At 66.9% G+C, this 14,358-nt stretch carries 12 protein-coding genes; 6 read left to right on the top strand and 6 right to left on the bottom strand.

What is annotated here, in order from left to right:
- The first annotated feature begins 96 nt into the window (after window positions 1-96).
- The gene (locus tag BLQ70_RS02730; RefSeq protein WP_091856148.1) at window positions 97-792 is read left to right on the top strand and encodes an urease accessory protein UreE; all 696 of its coding nucleotides are present in this window, start codon (window positions 97-99) and stop codon (window positions 790-792) included.
- A gap of 58 nt (window positions 793-850) precedes the next feature.
- On the opposite strand, the gene uxuA is transcribed toward BLQ70_RS02730, so the two are convergent.
- Window positions 851-2,047 carry a mannonate dehydratase gene (uxuA, locus tag BLQ70_RS02725; protein ID WP_091855701.1) on the bottom strand — a complete coding sequence of 399 codons (1,197 nt, stop codon included), beginning with the start codon at window positions 2,045-2,047 and terminating at the stop codon, window positions 851-853.
- Between the two features lie 46 nt (window positions 2,048-2,093).
- On the bottom strand, window positions 2,094-2,789 hold the full coding sequence (locus tag BLQ70_RS02720) for a GntR family transcriptional regulator (RefSeq protein WP_061964395.1): 696 nt from the start codon (window positions 2,787-2,789) through the stop codon (window positions 2,094-2,096).
- 178 nt (window positions 2,790-2,967) lie between these two features.
- On the opposite strand from BLQ70_RS02720, the gene BLQ70_RS02715 reads away from it, so the two are divergent.
- From BLQ70_RS02715 to BLQ70_RS02700, 4 genes are all read left to right on the top strand, one after another.
- Window positions 2,968-4,158 carry an extracellular solute-binding protein gene (locus BLQ70_RS02715; protein ID WP_061964393.1) on the top strand — a complete coding sequence of 397 codons (1,191 nt, stop codon included), beginning with the start codon at window positions 2,968-2,970 and terminating at the stop codon, window positions 4,156-4,158.
- A gap of 90 nt (window positions 4,159-4,248) precedes the next feature.
- The gene (locus BLQ70_RS02710; protein WP_170843326.1) at window positions 4,249-5,316 is read left to right on the top strand and encodes an ABC transporter ATP-binding protein; all 1,068 of its coding nucleotides are present in this window, start codon (window positions 4,249-4,251) and stop codon (window positions 5,314-5,316) included.
- A complete protein-coding gene (locus tag BLQ70_RS02705) occupies window positions 5,313-6,203 on the top strand; it encodes an ABC transporter permease (protein WP_244492694.1) in 891 nt (296 codons plus the stop codon). The genes BLQ70_RS02710 and BLQ70_RS02705 overlap by 4 nt, the downstream gene beginning before the upstream one ends.
- Before the next feature lie 4 nt (window positions 6,204-6,207).
- Window positions 6,208-7,038: an ABC transporter permease gene (locus BLQ70_RS02700; protein ID WP_061964391.1), complete on the top strand. Its 831-nt coding sequence runs from the start codon at window positions 6,208-6,210 to the stop codon at window positions 7,036-7,038.
- 34 nt (window positions 7,039-7,072) lie between these two features.
- Here BLQ70_RS02700 and BLQ70_RS02695 read toward each other — a convergent pair whose 3' ends face one another.
- Window positions 7,073-8,869, bottom strand: a complete 1,797-nt coding sequence (locus BLQ70_RS02695; RefSeq protein ID WP_170843287.1) for an ABC transporter ATP-binding protein/permease — start codon at window positions 8,867-8,869, stop codon at window positions 7,073-7,075.
- A gap of 316 nt (window positions 8,870-9,185) precedes the next feature.
- On the opposite strand from BLQ70_RS02695, the gene dusA reads away from it, so the two are divergent.
- Window positions 9,186-10,193, top strand: coding sequence for a tRNA dihydrouridine(20/20a) synthase DusA (dusA, locus tag BLQ70_RS02690; RefSeq protein ID WP_091856147.1), 1,008 nt, complete (start codon window positions 9,186-9,188; stop codon window positions 10,191-10,193).
- A 100-nt stretch (window positions 10,194-10,293) separates the two neighbouring features.
- Here dusA and BLQ70_RS02685 read toward each other — a convergent pair whose 3' ends face one another.
- From BLQ70_RS02685 to BLQ70_RS02675, 3 genes are read right to left on the bottom strand one after another with little or no spacing between them, the layout of a single operon-like run.
- Window positions 10,294-11,877 (bottom strand): ABC transporter substrate-binding protein, encoded by a 1,584-nt coding sequence (locus BLQ70_RS02685; protein ID WP_091855698.1) that lies wholly within the window; start codon window positions 11,875-11,877, stop codon window positions 10,294-10,296.
- A 7-nt stretch (window positions 11,878-11,884) separates the two neighbouring features.
- A complete protein-coding gene (locus BLQ70_RS02680) occupies window positions 11,885-12,865 on the bottom strand; it encodes an aminotransferase class IV (RefSeq protein ID WP_244492693.1) in 981 nt (326 codons plus the stop codon).
- Window positions 12,855-14,351, bottom strand: a complete 1,497-nt coding sequence (locus BLQ70_RS02675; protein ID WP_091855697.1) for a M81 family metallopeptidase — start codon at window positions 14,349-14,351, stop codon at window positions 12,855-12,857. The genes BLQ70_RS02680 and BLQ70_RS02675 overlap by 11 nt, the downstream gene beginning before the upstream one ends.
- Between the last annotated feature and the right edge of the window lie 7 nt (window positions 14,352-14,358).

Raw genomic sequence — 14,358 nt, 5'->3', positions numbered from 1 at the left:
CCGAGCTTGGTAGCGCGGCCGCCGGTTTGTGCTACTAAGCTGCGATCCGGGCTCGGGCGCGTGGCGCCCTGGCCTCAAGCCATGGGATCGCCGCCGATGCTCCGCGCCACCTCCGTCCTTCGCAAGGCCGCCGTCAAGGCCGAGCGCGTCGTCGATACGCTGGCCCTCGGTCACCGCGACCGCACGATCAATGGCGTCAGTGTCCGCGCGACGGGCGGGTTGGAATTCGCGATCTCGCTCGACAAGGCGGCGACGCTGAACGACGGCGACGCGCTGAAGCTCGAAGACGGCACGCTGGTCCAGATCAAGGCGGCGCCGGAAAGCCTGCTGGAAATCCGCGCCGAGAACCCGCTGCGGCTGGTGCGTCTCGCCTGGCATCTCGGCGGCCATCACGTCCCGGCCGAGATGACGACTGACGCCCTCTACGTCCCGAACGACGCAGCACTCGGCGAACTGGTGCGCGGGCAGGGCTGTTCGATGACGGTGGTCGAGCGCCCGTTCCAGCCGGAGGCGGAAGTCCACCACCACGCCCATGGCGACGATTGCGGCTGCGGGCACGACCACCATGACCACCATCATGGCCATGACCACGGCCATGGGCATCATCACGACCATCACGGCCACGATCATGCACATGGGCACAAGCAAGAGCATGGTCACGAGCACCAGCATGCCCATGGCGAGGGTTGCGGCTGCGGCCATGACCACGATCATCACGGGCACGGCCACCACGATCATGGCCACGGCCACGGCGCCGCCCATGGCCACAAGGGCCATTCCCACGATCACTGAGGCCGCGGGCGCTTCGATAGTTTAGCAAAGGCGGGCCTTTTGGCCCGCCTTTCGCGTCTCAGGCCGCGTAGCCCTTGACCTGTGCAAGGGCGGCCATGACGCCGCGCAGCTCGGCCAGCCCGCGCAGGCGCCCGACGGCCGGATAGCCCGGGAAGCTGCCCTTGCCGACATCGTCGAGCAGTTCGTGGCCGTGGTCCGGCCGCATCGGGATCTGCCAGGCGCTGAGGCCGGCAGCCTTCCGGCGCTGCTCCTCGGCCATCAGCGCATCGACCAGCGCGACCATGTCGGTGTCCCCGCCGAGATGCTCGGCCTCCATGAACGAGCCGTCCGGGTCCTTGGCGACGTTGCGCAGATGCGCGAACCAGATCTTGTCGGCGAAGCGCCGGGCGATCTTGGGCACGTCGTTCTTCGGATTGGCGCCGAGCGAGCCCGAGCACAAAGTCAGCCCGTTCGCGGGGGATTCCACCGAGCCGAGGATGTAGGCGATGTCCTCCTCGGTCGAGCAGATCCGCGGCAGGCCGAACAGCGAGCGCGGCGGATCGTCCGGATGGATGCACATGCGGATGCCGACCTCCTCGGCGGTCGGGATGATCGCTTCGAGGAAGCGCTTCAGGTTGGCGCGCAGCTTGCCATATGTCATGCCGGCATAGCGATCGAGGATGCGGGCGAGGCCGGGCAGGTCGTAGCGGTCGAACGCGCCGGGCAGGCCGGCCATCACGCTGGAGAGCAGCCGGTCGCGATCGGCCTGCGAGGAGTTGTCGAACCAGGCCTTCGCCTTGTCCATCACCGCGGCGGAATGGCCCTCGTCGGCGCCCTTGCGCTTCAGCATGAAATGGTCGAGCGCGACATATTCATGCAGGTTGAAGCGCAAAGCCGTGCCGCCGCCCGGCAGCTTGTGAGCGAGCTCGGTGCGAGTCCAGTCCAGCACCGGCATGAAATTGTAGCAGATCACCTCGAGGCCGCAGGCGGCGAGGTTGCGCATCGACTGGCGATAGTTCTCGAAGATGGGTTCGAGGTCGCCCTCGCCGATCTTGACGCTCTCATGGATCGGCAGGCTCTCGACCACCTTCCATTCCAGGCCGAGGCTCTTGTCGGCGCGCACGATCGCCTGGCGCTTCTCGATCTCCTCGACGCTCCAGACCACCCCGTAAGGGATCTGGTGCAGCGCGTTGACGATGCCGGTCGCGCCGGCCTGCCGGGCCTGCGCCAGAGTCACGACATCGTCCGGCCCGAACCAGCGCCAGCATTGTTCCATGGTGTGATATCCTTGCAAGAGATGTCGCTGGTCGGGGACGCGGGCGTCAGGAGGCTTCGTGGGCGAGGCGGGAATCGTCGAAGGCGTCCGCATGGTCTTTCGCGATCGTGTCGATCGTCGCGAAGACGGTGCGCAGATGCGCGCGCATCGCGGCCTCCGCGCCTTTCGCGTCGTGCTTCATGACGCAGGCCGCTATGATCCTGTGCTCGTTCAGGATCACCTCGGACCAGGATGGCGTTTCCAGCGAGAGACAGCGCACCCGGTCCATCTGGGCCTTCATGCCTTCGATCATGCTCCAGACGGCGCGATGGCCGGCGATGCGCGAGATCTCGGCATGGAACACCTCATCGAGGCGGAAGATCTCGGTCCTGTCCCCCCGCTGCACGGCTTCCGCCTGCTCCTCGACCTGCGCCGCGAGCCGGCGGCAATCGGCGTCGCCGATGCGCTGCGCGGCCAGCACAACGGTGCGGCACTCCAGCGTCTCGCGCACGAACTGGCTGTCATGGACGGCGGCGAGGTCGATCGGCGCGACGAAGGTGCCGACCTGCGGCACGGCGACGAGGAAGCCTTCGTCGACCAGCCGCTTGAACGCCTCGCGCACGGGTGTGCGGCTGACGCCGAAGCGCAAAGCCATCCGCGCCTCCGACATCGCTTCACGCGGTTTCAGCGCGCCGCTGATCACGTCGGTGCGCAGCACGCTGTAGATCTGGTCCGTGCTATGACGGGTTGCAGGGTGGGCCATTGCCAAGCTCTCGACGACTAGTATACTAGGATACTGATCAACCGGGGGCTGCGTCAACTTGGCAGGTTCGTCGACTTGATAAGTTCCTGGATCGAGGGGCAGGAACGGGATCGCGGCGGCCGGATCGGCGCAGCATAATAAAGTTCATAAGCGGGCATCCGCATCGGGAGGAGAAATCATGGCTCACGACAGCATCAATCGGCGTCATTTCATCGGCGGCGTCGCCGGGCTCGGTGTCGCAGCGCATGCGCCGGGCGTGTTCGCGCAGCAGCTCAAGCTGCCGGCGGCTCCGCTCACCATCAGCGTGATCGACGTCGGCGGGGCGCTCGCCCTCGTCCAGACGCCGCTGGAGAACTATCCAAAGGCGAATCCCAAGGCCGTCTCGCGGATGGTCTTCACCAAGGCCCCGGCGCCAGAACTGCCGGCGAAGATCAAGGCCCAGCAGAACGCTGGCCGCGTCGATATCGACCTCGTCATCGGCGGCCTCGACGTGCTTTCGGCGGGCATCGAGCAGAAGCTTTGGGTCGAGCTGTTGCCGAGCCACGCATCCGAGTTGCCGAAGCCCGAGGATGTCTTCCTCAAGCCGGCGCTGGCCATGCACAATCTCGGCCAGGGCCAGGGCATGGCGATGGTCTATTACCCCTCCGGGCCGCTGCTCGAATATATGCCCGAGCGCGTCAAGCAGGTGCCCACCACGGCCGAGGAGCTGCTGGCCTGGACCAAGCAGAACAAGAACCGCTTCTTCTACGGCCGCCCGGCCAATTCCGGCCCCGGCCGCACCTGGATCATGGGTCTGCCCTACCTCCTCGGCGACAAGGACCCGAAGGATCCGGAGAAGGGCTGGGACAAGACCTGGGCCTATCTCAAGGAGCTCGGCGAGAACATCGAGTATTACCCCGCCGGCACCGGCCAGACGATGAAGGAGCTCGGCGACGGCTCGCGCGACATCATCATCTCGACCACTGGCTGGGACATCAACCCGCGCGTGCTCGGCATCGTGCCGAAGGAAGCCAAGATCCAGGCCCTGAAGGGGTTCCACTGGGTCACCGACGCCCAGTACATGATGATCCCCAAGGGCGTTTCCGACGAGAAGCTCAACGTGCTGCTCGACCTGATCCGCCACATGCTGACCCCGGCGCAGCAGGCCTATACCTATGACGAGGGCTATTTCTATCCGGGTCCGGCGGTGAAGGACGTGCCGCTCTCGATGGCGCCGGCCTCCAGCCAGAAGGCCATCGCCGAGTTCGGCCGCCCCGAATACGAGAAGCTGATCGCCGACAACCCGATGGAAACCCCGCTCAACCCCGACAAGATGGTGATCGCCTTCCGGATCTGGGACGAGCAGGTCGGCGGCGCCAAGAAGAAGTAAGACTGGTTGCGGCGGCGGGCTCCGGCACGCGCCGGGGACCGCCGCCGTCCTTTCGATCCCGTTTCTCAGATTCATCCGGAAGCCATGACCATCAACGCAGCTTCGTTCCGCGAGCTTCGGCTCGACCGTCTGAGCCGTGACTTCGGCACCCATAACGCGCTCAAGGACGTCTCGCTGACGATCGGCAAGGGCGAGTTCATCGCGCTGCTCGGCCCCTCCGGCTGCGGCAAGTCGACGACGCTGAACCTGATCGCGGGGCTGCTTCCGGCGACCGGTGGCGGCATCTGGCTCGACGACAGGCGCATCGATCCGCTGCGTCCGGAAGAGCGCGGCTTCGGCATGGTCTTCCAGAGCTATGCCCTGTTCCCGCATATGAACGTGAACAGGAATATCGGCTTCGGCCTGAAGATGCGCGGCCTGCCGCGCGCCGAGATCGACAAGCGCGTGGCGGAAGCCGCTGCGCTGGTGCGTCTGCAGGGCCAGACCGAGAAGCTGCCGGGCCAGCTCTCCGGCGGCCAGCAGCAGCGCGTCGCGATCGCGCGTGCCATCGTGGTCGAGCCGCCGCTGGTGCTGATGGACGAGCCGCTGTCGAATCTCGACGCCAAGCTGCGTCTCGAGATGCGCGCCGAGATCCGCCGCATCCACAACACGCTCGGCGCCACCACGATCTACGTCACCCACGACCAGGAGGAGGCGCTCTCGCTCGCCGACCGGATCGTGGTGCTGCGCGACGGTCAGGTTCGCCAGGTCGGCGCGCCGGAAGACCTGTTCATGCGCCCGGACCATCTCGACGTCGCCGAGTTCATGGGCTTCCGCAACAAGGTCAAGGGCAAGGTCGCGTCAGCGGGCGAGGGCAGGGCGACGGTCGCTGTCGGCGATGCGCAGCTTTCGGGCCGCGCGCGTCACACACTCTCCGCTGGTGCCGAAGGCTATCTGGCGATCCGCCCGGAGGATCTGCATCCGGTCGCGGCCGGGCAGGCCGGCCTCAAGGCGCAGGTCGTCTCGACTGAGTTCCGCGGCCGCGAATTCGTCGGCTTCGCCCGCATGGCGGATGGCACGGATCTGTCCTTCCTCGCCCATGACAAGCTGGCGCCGGGCGAGACCGTGACGCTCGCCGCCGATCCCGAGCGCGTCCTCGTCTATGGAGCGGCGGCGTGAGTGCGGACATCACCTCCATCCCGCTGAAGCAGCGGCTGGCGGCGCGCGGGCTGGACGGGCTGACGCTGCTCGTCGTCCCCGCGATCCTGTTCCTGCTGGCGCTGTTCATCTACCCGTTCCTGTACGGGCTCGTGCTTTCCTTCGAGCCGAAGCAGGGCGGCATCTTCGCCAACTACCAGCGCTTCTTCTCCGATTCCTTCCTCTATGGGACGATCGGGACCACGCTCTGGCTCGCCTTGCCGGTGACGGTCGCGACGCTGCTCTTGGCGATCCCGATCGCCTTCCGCGTCCGGCTGATGAAGAACCAGCGCCTGCTGACCACGATCCTGGTGATCCCGATCACGCTCGGAACCGTGCTCGTCGCTGAGGGCCTGCTGAACTATCTGGGGCCGCAGGGCTGGTTCAACCGCGTGCTGATGACCTTCGGCATCATCTCCTCGCCGGTGAAGCTGCTGCATAACTACTGGGGCGTGATGCTCTCGCTGGTCATCACCGGCTTCCCCTTCACCTTCCTGCTGACGCTGTCCTACCTCTCCGGCATCGATCCGGCGCTGGAACAGGCGGGCGCGACGCTGGGTGCCGGGCCGTGGGAGCGCTTCAAGCACATCCTGTTCCCGCTCCTGCTGCCGGGGCTCGCGATCACCTTCTGCCTGAGCTTCGTGCAGGCCTTCTCGGTCTTCCCCTCGGCCGTGCTGCTCGGCGCACCCTCGGGGCCGACCCGGGTGATCTCGATCGCGGCCTATCAGGCAGCCTTCGAGGAATACGACTACTCCATGGCTTCGGCCGTCGCGATGATCATGGGCGTGGTTCAGCTCGCCATCGTCGTCGTGGTCCTGGCCGCGCGCGGCATGCTGTATCGCGGCCCTGCCGGCGGCGGAAAGGGCTGATCCGATGGTTAAGGATACCCGTCTCTCGACGAAGCTCTGGGCCGCCGCCAACTGGACGTTGATCGGCTTCTTCATCGTCAACCTCTTCGCGATGATCGCGACGGTGGTGACCTCGTCCTTCTCGACGCGCTGGCTCGGCACCTGGCTGCCGGCCGGCTGGACGACGCGCTGGTATGCGGCCGCCTGGTCCGAGTTCCAGCTCTATGAGGTGCTGCTCGTCACGTTCCAGATCGTCTTCCTGGTGGTGGCGCTGTCAGGGCTGATCGGCGTGCCGGCGGCCTATGCGCTGGCGCGGCGGGACTTCCCGGGCAAGAAGCTCGTCATGCTGCTCTTCCTGCTGCCGCTGCTGGTGCCGCCGATCACCTTCGGCATTCCGCTGGCGACGGTGCTCTACCAGGCGGGCTTCGCCGGCCAGATGTCGGGCGTCGTGCTCGCCAATCTCGTGCCGACGGTGCCCTTCGTCATCCTGGTGATGATCCCGTTCATCGAGCAGATCGACACCAAGATCGAGTCGGCGGCGCGCGTCTTCGGCGCCAACACCTTCAAGCTCTTCGTGCATGTGCTGCTGCCGCTGCTGCTGCCTGGTATCCTCGCCGCATTGCTGCTGGTGCTGGTGCGCACCCTCGCGATGTTCGAACTGACCTTCCTGACAGCCGGCCCGACCAGCCAGACGCTCGTCGTCGCGCTCTACTACGCTGTCTTCGCCTCCGGTGTCCGCGCCGTGCAGTCGATCGACGCGATGGCGGTCATCTACATGGTCACCACCCTGATCTGGCTGGTGATCGCGCTCCGCTTCGTCAATCCGACGCAGATCGTCGCCAGGGCGAAGAAATGACCCGGATCGGCGGCGCTTAAGACGAGCGCCGCCGTCACGGACTGTCGTAAGGTTCCGGGCGTTCGTCCTCATTGTCGGCGCCGCGGCTCCTGAACAGCCGCCACAGCGATTTCCGCAGGCGCCTGGACGTCATGTGAGCGCCTGCAGGCCTGCGCTCCAGCGTGATCTTCTGGTCGTGATAATCCTCGAGGCCGGGACGGTGGCCGACGCTGATCAGCGTCGCCGCCGCGAGTTCCTCCTGGAACAGGTTCAGCAACGAAGCCTGGCTCTCCTCGTCGAGCGCCGAGGTTGCCTCGTCCATCACGATGATGTCGGGCTTTTGCAGCAGCAGGCGGGTGAAGGCGACGCGCTGGCGCTCGCCACCGGAGAGGATGCGGTCCCAGTCGTCTTCCTCTGCGTCGAGCTTCTTTGCGAGATAGCTCAGGCCGCAGCGTTGAAGCGCCGCGAGGACAGCCTCGTCCGTCACGGCGCGGTCCGCATCCGGATAGAGCAGTATGGTGCGCAGAGTGCCCTTTGGGAGATAGGGCTTCTGCGGCACGAAGGCGATCGACTGGCCGGCCGGTACCCGAATCGAGCCGGAGCCCCAGGGCCAGATCCCGGCTATCGCGCGGATCAGCGTGCTCTTGCCGGAGCCGCTCTCGCCCGCGATCAGCGCCTTCGCACCCTGCGCAATCGTCACGGTGGCATCGGCCAGGACGACGCGGCCATTGCTGTGGGCGATGGACAGGTTGTCGAGATGGATCGCGCCGTCATCGCTTTCGCCGAGCTCGATGCCGGTGTCCTTGTCCATGATCGTGCCGATATCCAGCGCCTCGATCTCCTCCATCAGCTCGTCGACACGGGTGACCGAGGCGAACCATTCGGCGAGCCGCACGAAATTGTCGACGAACCAGATCAATGCGGCCTGGACCGCGCTGAAGGCTGCGACGACCTGCACGACCGCGCCCAGCGTGACGTCACCGGACAGGAATTTCGGTGCGATCAGCAGGAGCGGCACGACAGGGAAGAGCGCGGCGTTAGTGTTGAGCACCAGCGCGATCACACCCTGCTGGCGCACGATCCTGAGCCAGGCCGCAACGACGTGGCCATAGCTTTTCCCGGCGGAGCTGCGCTCGTCGGCATCACCCCGGATCAACGCGATGCTCTCGGCATTTTCGCGCAATCGCGTCATCTCCGCCCGGAACTGCGCCTCCATCTCGTTCTTGTGAGCGACACGCGCAACGAGGGGGCGGCCGGCAAAATAGGCGGCAAGCGAAGCGACCACGGCATAGACTACGGCTGCGAGCGCCATATAGCTGGGGATCACGATCGTGGTCCCGCCGAGCGCGAATTCGGCCGAGCCGGCGACCTGCCAGAGGATTGCGGCGAAGGTCGCCGCCGTGACGAAGGCGCTGATCAGCCCGATCGCGAGCTCGACCAGGGGCTCGATGGCGAGGCGGACATCCTCGGCGATGCGGTACTCCGGAGCGGTCATGTTGTTGGCCAGGAAGCCCAGGCGATAATAGCGCTGGTCGGCGATCCACCAGCCGGCGAGGCGACGCGTCAGGTTCTCGCGCCAGCGCACCTGCAGCAGCATCCGGCTGACTACGAGGCCGGACATCGACAGCGCGGCGGCTCCAAGGAGAAAAGGCAGCCAGCCGACTGTCGCCCAGACGGCGCCGACATCGCGCTTTTCCAGAGCATCGAAGAACCAGCGGTTCCAGCGGTTGATGCCGACCGCGGCGCCGGTTTGCGCGGCGATGAAGACGAGAACGGTGATCGTCAGGATCCAGGCACGCCACCGTGCCCTGCCGCGCCAGTAGCGCAGCGCGATCCCGAAGAACTGACGCATACGCGAGCGTCGCAAAACGCGCGGAGCTTCGGCCATACCAACTCCGCTTCTTCCAGGGCTGTGCGGGACGAGGTGACGCGAGACCTCTGCCCTTCCAACCGCAGGCCGGCGGCACAGTTCCATGGCGTTCGTCTCGGACGATGCTCCGGCCGGAGCCGGAGTTTCGCCGCGCCCCTCGCGCATCTCCGCGAATTGAGCCATATACGCCCAAGTTTCGCCGCCTCGGTACCGTTTGACGGCACGGTCGCCATGGCAGCGTCTCCGCATGAATGAACAAGACACCGGCAGGCCACGCGCGTTGAATACACACATCCAGATGACCGCAGCTCGTGTCGAGGCGAGCTTCTGGCGCTTCTCCGTGGCGCCGATGATGGATTGGACGGACAGGCATTGCCGCGTCATCCACCGCCTGATGTCGCGCCACGCGCTGCTCTATACCGAGATGGTGACGGCGCAGGCCGTGATCCGGGGCGATCGCCAGCGCCTGATCGGCTTCGATGCGATGGAGCATCCCGTCGCGCTCCAGCTCGGCGGCAACGATCCCGCGCTGCTGGCGGAAGCCGCGAAGATCGGCGCCGATTTCGGTTATGACGAGATCAACCTGAACTGCGGCTGCCCCTCCGACCGGGTGCAGGGCGGGGCCTTCGGTGCCTGCCTGATGCGCGAGCCGGCTCTGGTTGGCGACTGCGTCGCCGCGATGAAGGCGGCGGTCTCCATTCCCGTCACCGTGAAATGCCGGATCGGCGTCGACGATCAGGACCCTGAAAGCGCGCTTGATGCGCTGACGGCCGCGGTGCGGGCGGCCGGCGTCGATGCCCTGATCGTCCATGCCCGCAAGGCCTGGCTGCAGGGGCTCTCCCCCAAGGAGAACCGCGAGATCCCACCTCTCGACTACGAGCGTGCCTATCGCCTGAAGGCGGCCAATCCGGACCTGCCGATCGCGATCAACGGCGGCATCAAGGCGCCCTCCGAGTGGCCGGCGCATCTGGAGAAGCTCGACGGCGTCATGATCGGCCGCGAGGCTTATCAGAACCCGGAGATCCTGCTTCAGGCCGATCCGCTGCTCTTCGGGCAGGAGGCGCCGGTGACGGACGCCTTCGCCATGCTGGAGGCGCTGGAGCCGTACATCGCTGCGCATCTCGAGCGGGGCGGGCGCGTGCATGCCTTCACGCGCCACCTCGTCGGCCTGTTCCCGGGCCGTCCCGGTGCGCGCGCCTTCCGCCGCCACCTGGCCGAGCGCTGCGTCGGCGCCGAGGCGACGCTGGACGACCTGCGCGCTGCCATCGCCCATGTGTCGCGCCACGAGGCCGCCGCGGCGGCCTGAACCGGCCCTGCTGGGAAAGGAAAAGCCCGCCGGAACTATCCGGCGGGCTTTTCCATATGGGCACGGGCAATGCCGCACGCCTGGTGAATGCGTCAGGTTTTCAGGCCCGGCGAACGTTCCAGAACAACGGAGACGACGCAGTCAGGATGCCTTGCAGGTTGCTGCGATAGGCCGTCTTCGGAATGATCTGCCCAAGTGGCACGACAGGCACGGTGTTGAGCGCGCTGCGCTGGATATCGTCGAGCAGCTTCTGTGCCCGCCCTTCATCGGTGCTGGCCAGCCACTGCGCGGTGAGGCTCTCCATCTCCGGGCTGTCGTGCCAGCCGAACCAGCCGGATGCGCCGGCTCCGCGGATATAGAGGTTCTCCGCCGGATTCGTGACCGAGGAGCCCGGCCAGTTGGTGTGGAAGATGCTCCAGCCGCCGCGTTCCACCGGCTCCTTCGAGGTGCGGCGCTGGACGACCGTGCCCCAGTCCATGGTCTGCACGTCGACATTCAGGCCGAGGCGCTTCAGCAGATCGGCGGTGATGTCGCCGAGCGGCGCGATCAGCGGATGATCCGCGGCGTGCAGCATGACGATCTTCTCGCCCTTGTAGCCGGAGGCCTCGATCGCGGCCCGGGCGGCTTTCAGGTCCGGCGGCTGCTTCATGATCCCGGCGCCGAGCTCGTTCACGCCCGGCAGGCCGCAGGGGAACATCGCCCGGCAGACGCGATAGCTGTCGGTATCGCCCGCCATCACCGTCTGCATGTAGTCGTCCTGCGTGACGGCCGCGAGGATGGCCCGCCGCAGCGCAGGGTTGTTGAACGGCGCCTCGAGATGGTTGAAGCGCATCCCGAGGATGAGGCCGTAGGGATCGAGCGTGCTGGTGGTGACGTTCTTGTCCGAGGTGAGCGTCGACATGAGGTCGGGCAGGGGGCGCTCCCACCAGTCGACCTCGCCGCGCTGAAGCGCGCTCGCTGCCGTCGCCGCATCGGTGATGACATGCCATTCGAGGCGGTCGAAATTCACGCGCTTGCCGCCCGCCGTCCAGTTGGCGGGTTCCTGGCGCGGCACATAGCCTTCGAACTTCTCGTAGACGATCCGCGAGCCGGGGACGAATTCGTTGGCGACGAAGCGGAACGGCCCCGATCCCACCATCTCCTTGACGGGCGTCATCGGGTCGGAATTTGCGATCCTCTCCGGCATGATGAAGGCGGCCGAGGAGTGCGGCTTGCCGAGAGCGCGCAGGAATTGCGGGAAGGGTCGCTTCAGCCTGACGCGGATCGTCTTGTCGTCGACGGCCTGCCATTCGTCGACGACCGTGCCCAGCGCCTGGCCGAAGCTGTCGCGCGTGCTCCAGCGCTTGAGGCTGGCGACGCAATCGCGCGCACGGACCGGCTCGCCATCGTGGAATTTGAGGCCGTCGCGCAGCTTGATCTCATAGGTCTTGCCGTCGTCGGCGGTCGTGGCGCCAGCGGCCATCTGCGGCTGCGGCCGCAACTGGTCGTCGACCGCGAAGAGGTTGTCGAACACGCAGTAGCCATGCGTGGTCGAGACCGCTGCCGTTGTCACCACCGGGTCGAGGATGGCGAGGTTGGTTTCCGGAATGAACTTCAGCGTGCGTGCCGCCGTACCTTGGGCGATAGCGGGGCGGGCGATGGCGGCAGCACCTGCCGCGCCGATGAACTGACGTCTGTTGAGCATGATGGTTCTACTCCGAGGCGAGGGCGGCGGGAACGGTGTAGTCGACGGGCTCGCCGAGCCAGCCATCGGCGCGGCGCTGCCAGTAGGCGGCGTGGATGCGGGCGGTGAACGGGCCGGGGCCGTTGCGGATGGCCTTGGCGTCGACCGAGGCGACGGGGAGAACCCCGCCGGCCGTCGTCGTGAGAAAGGCCTCGTCGGCATCGCGCAGGGCGGCGACGGGCACGTCGGTTTCCTCGACCGAGATGCCGAGATCGGCGCAGAGTTCCATCACCGTGCGCCGGGTCATGCCGTCGAGCATGCCGCTGCGCGGCGTGAGCAGCTTTTCGCCCTTGCGGACGAAGATGTTGAAGCCGGGGCCTTCGAGGAGATGGTCCTGTCCATCGGTCAGCACGACGGTTTCGGCGCCATGGTCGAAGGCTTCGAGCAGGCCGAGCTCGAAGTCGAGCCAGTGATAATGCTTGACCATCGGGTCGACCGAGGTTGCCGGCACGCGATGGCGGCTGCCGATATGGACGTGGAGCCCGCGCTGCTGCACCTCGGGCGTCGCGATCCAGACATAGGGAATGCAGAAGGCCTGGAAGCGCTGGGTGCAGAGCCGGATGTCGCGGCTGCCGATCGGGGGCCGGCCGCGCGTCATGATGATCTGCACATAGGCGTTGTCGTAGCCGGCCGTGGCGATCAGGGCATGGATCGCGCCACGGATCTCGTCCCGGCTGAGCGGGGAGGTCATGCGCAGGCGCTCCAGCGAGCGCCAGAAGCGGTCGAGATGATCGTCGAGCCTGAACAGCAGCCCGTCCCAGGCGGAGATCGTCTCCTGGCAGGCATCGGAGCGCAGGAAGCCCCAATCGAGCAGCGGCAGGCTGGCTTCGGCGACGGGCACGATCCTGCCGTCGATCCAGGCCGTGCCCGCGGCGAAGCGGGCCTCGACCGGAGGAGCGTTCCGGCTGCGCGATGGCGTCGGCCAGGAGAGCAAGGTGTCAGGCGTCACGGTGGTTCTCCATGAAAACGGGCTGCTGCTGGTCGTCGCAGGGCCAGAAAGGGCGCTTCTTCACTTGCCAGGCGATGCTCGCGAGGTCCGGCGCTGTCGGGCCGGCACCACCGACCATCACCCAGGAGGTGTCGGCATCGAGCAGGGTGCGGAAGTTCATCGGGTTCTTGAGGACGGCGATCTTGCAATCGCGGATATCGATGCCCGCCGCCCGATACTGCTCGTCGCCGTACTCGTAGGTCGCGTAGGTCGGCACCACGATCCGCAGCCTGCCCGCCCGCAGGACGGCGGTCGGCCCCATCTGGCCCGGCGTGCCGGCGCTGATGCCGCCTGTATAGGTGAAGTGGCCGTCATGCAGGCTCTCGACGACGACCTCCGTCTCGACCGGGGAGTGGAAGCGCGGGTCGAGCGAGGAGCCGATGCGCATGCGGGCGGTTTTGCCGATGCCGAGGTCGAAGGCCTCTGCCGCCGCGGCCGGATCGACGACAAGGACGGCCGACTCCGCATCGGGGCCGGCACGCAGCAGAGCCGCCAGCACGGCCGGCGCATCGCCGGGCGCCCCGCCCCCGACGCAGTCGGGCGCATCGGAAATCAGGACGCGGGCGGGTCGGTCGAGGGCTTCACGAACGGCTTCGTCGGGAGACAGGCACGCAAGCTCGAAGGCCCGGCGCCGGTCCCACATCGCCAGCACGATCTCTTCGGCGACAGCCGTTGCCGCGGCAGGGTCGGCGTCCGTGACCGCCACCCCGGCAATGCCGAGATCGTCGATGTCGAGCCAGGGCTGGACGGGGAAGTAGCTCGCGGCGAGCGCGCGCCCGTCCGCCTCGATCCGGCGAGCCAGTTCGCGGACCTGGGCCATCGGCGCATCACCATTGGTGGAGCCACCGACGACGGGCAGCAGGGCGTCGATGCGCCGGAGCCGCGTCACCGGCCTGATGCGCCCGTGCAGCGCTCCCGCGAGCAATTCTGCGGCGCGCCGCCCGGTGCCATGGGCGTCGACATGTGGATAGGTCTCGTAGCCGACGAGGATGTCGGCGTTGTCGGCCATGCGCGGCGTAACATGCGCATGCAGGTCGAGGCTCGCGGCGATCGGGATGCCCGGGCCGAGCGCCGCACGCAGGGCCGCGATGAGCGCGCCTTCGGGATCCGTTTCGCCCTCGCAGATCATGGCCCCGTGCAGGGCGAGGAAGACGCCGTCGACAGGCTGTTTCAGGATGCCCGCGACGATCCTGTCGAGGGTCTCGCGGTAGAAGGCGCCCTCGACGACGCCGCCGGAACCGCCATGGGCGACGAGGATGGGGACGATCTCGAGCCCCTCCTTGCGCAGCGCTTCGAGTGCGCCGGTAACCGCGAGGTCGCGCCCCTCGATCGCCGGGAGAACGCCGTCTCCTTCGACGAGCACCTTGCGGCTGAACGTATCCCGGCGGTTGATCTGCGACGAGAGCGTGTTGCCTTCGAATTCGAAGCTGGCCAATGCGACGCGCATGAACGTC

This window comes from Allobosea robiniae, from assembly GCF_900102525.1.
In the GTDB taxonomy this organism is placed as follows: Bacteria; Pseudomonadota; Alphaproteobacteria; order Rhizobiales; family Beijerinckiaceae; genus Allobosea; species Allobosea robiniae.
Note: the sequence above shows the minus strand (reverse complement) of the source record. Positions and strands in the feature narration are given on the sequence as shown.

Bases quoted from the DNA above. Each gene is read 5' to 3' on its own strand.
- BLQ70_RS02730 (WP_091856148.1), top strand. From the start codon at position 97: ATGCTCCGCGCCACCTCCGTCCTTCGCAAGGCCGCCGTCAAGGCCGAG.
- BLQ70_RS02700 (WP_061964391.1), top strand. From the start codon at position 6,208: ATGGTTAAGGATACCCGTCTCTCGACGAAGCTCTGGGCCGCCGCCAAC.
- BLQ70_RS02675 (WP_091855697.1), bottom strand. From the start codon at position 14,351: ATGCGCGTCGCATTGGCCAGCTTCGAATTCGAAGGCAACACGCTCTCG.
- BLQ70_RS02715 (WP_061964393.1), top strand. From the start codon at position 2,968: ATGGCTCACGACAGCATCAATCGGCGTCATTTCATCGGCGGCGTCGCC.
- BLQ70_RS02720 (WP_061964395.1), bottom strand. From the start codon at position 2,789: ATGGCCCACCCTGCAACCCGTCATAGCACGGACCAGATCTACAGCGTG.
- uxuA (WP_091855701.1), bottom strand. From the start codon at position 2,047: ATGGAACAATGCTGGCGCTGGTTCGGGCCGGACGATGTCGTGACTCTG.
- BLQ70_RS02695 (WP_170843287.1), bottom strand. From the start codon at position 8,869: ATGCGTCAGTTCTTCGGGATCGCGCTGCGCTACTGGCGCGGCAGGGCA.
- dusA (WP_091856147.1), top strand. From the start codon at position 9,186: ATGACCGCAGCTCGTGTCGAGGCGAGCTTCTGGCGCTTCTCCGTGGCG.
- BLQ70_RS02685 (WP_091855698.1), bottom strand. From the start codon at position 11,877: ATGCTCAACAGACGTCAGTTCATCGGCGCGGCAGGTGCTGCCGCCATC.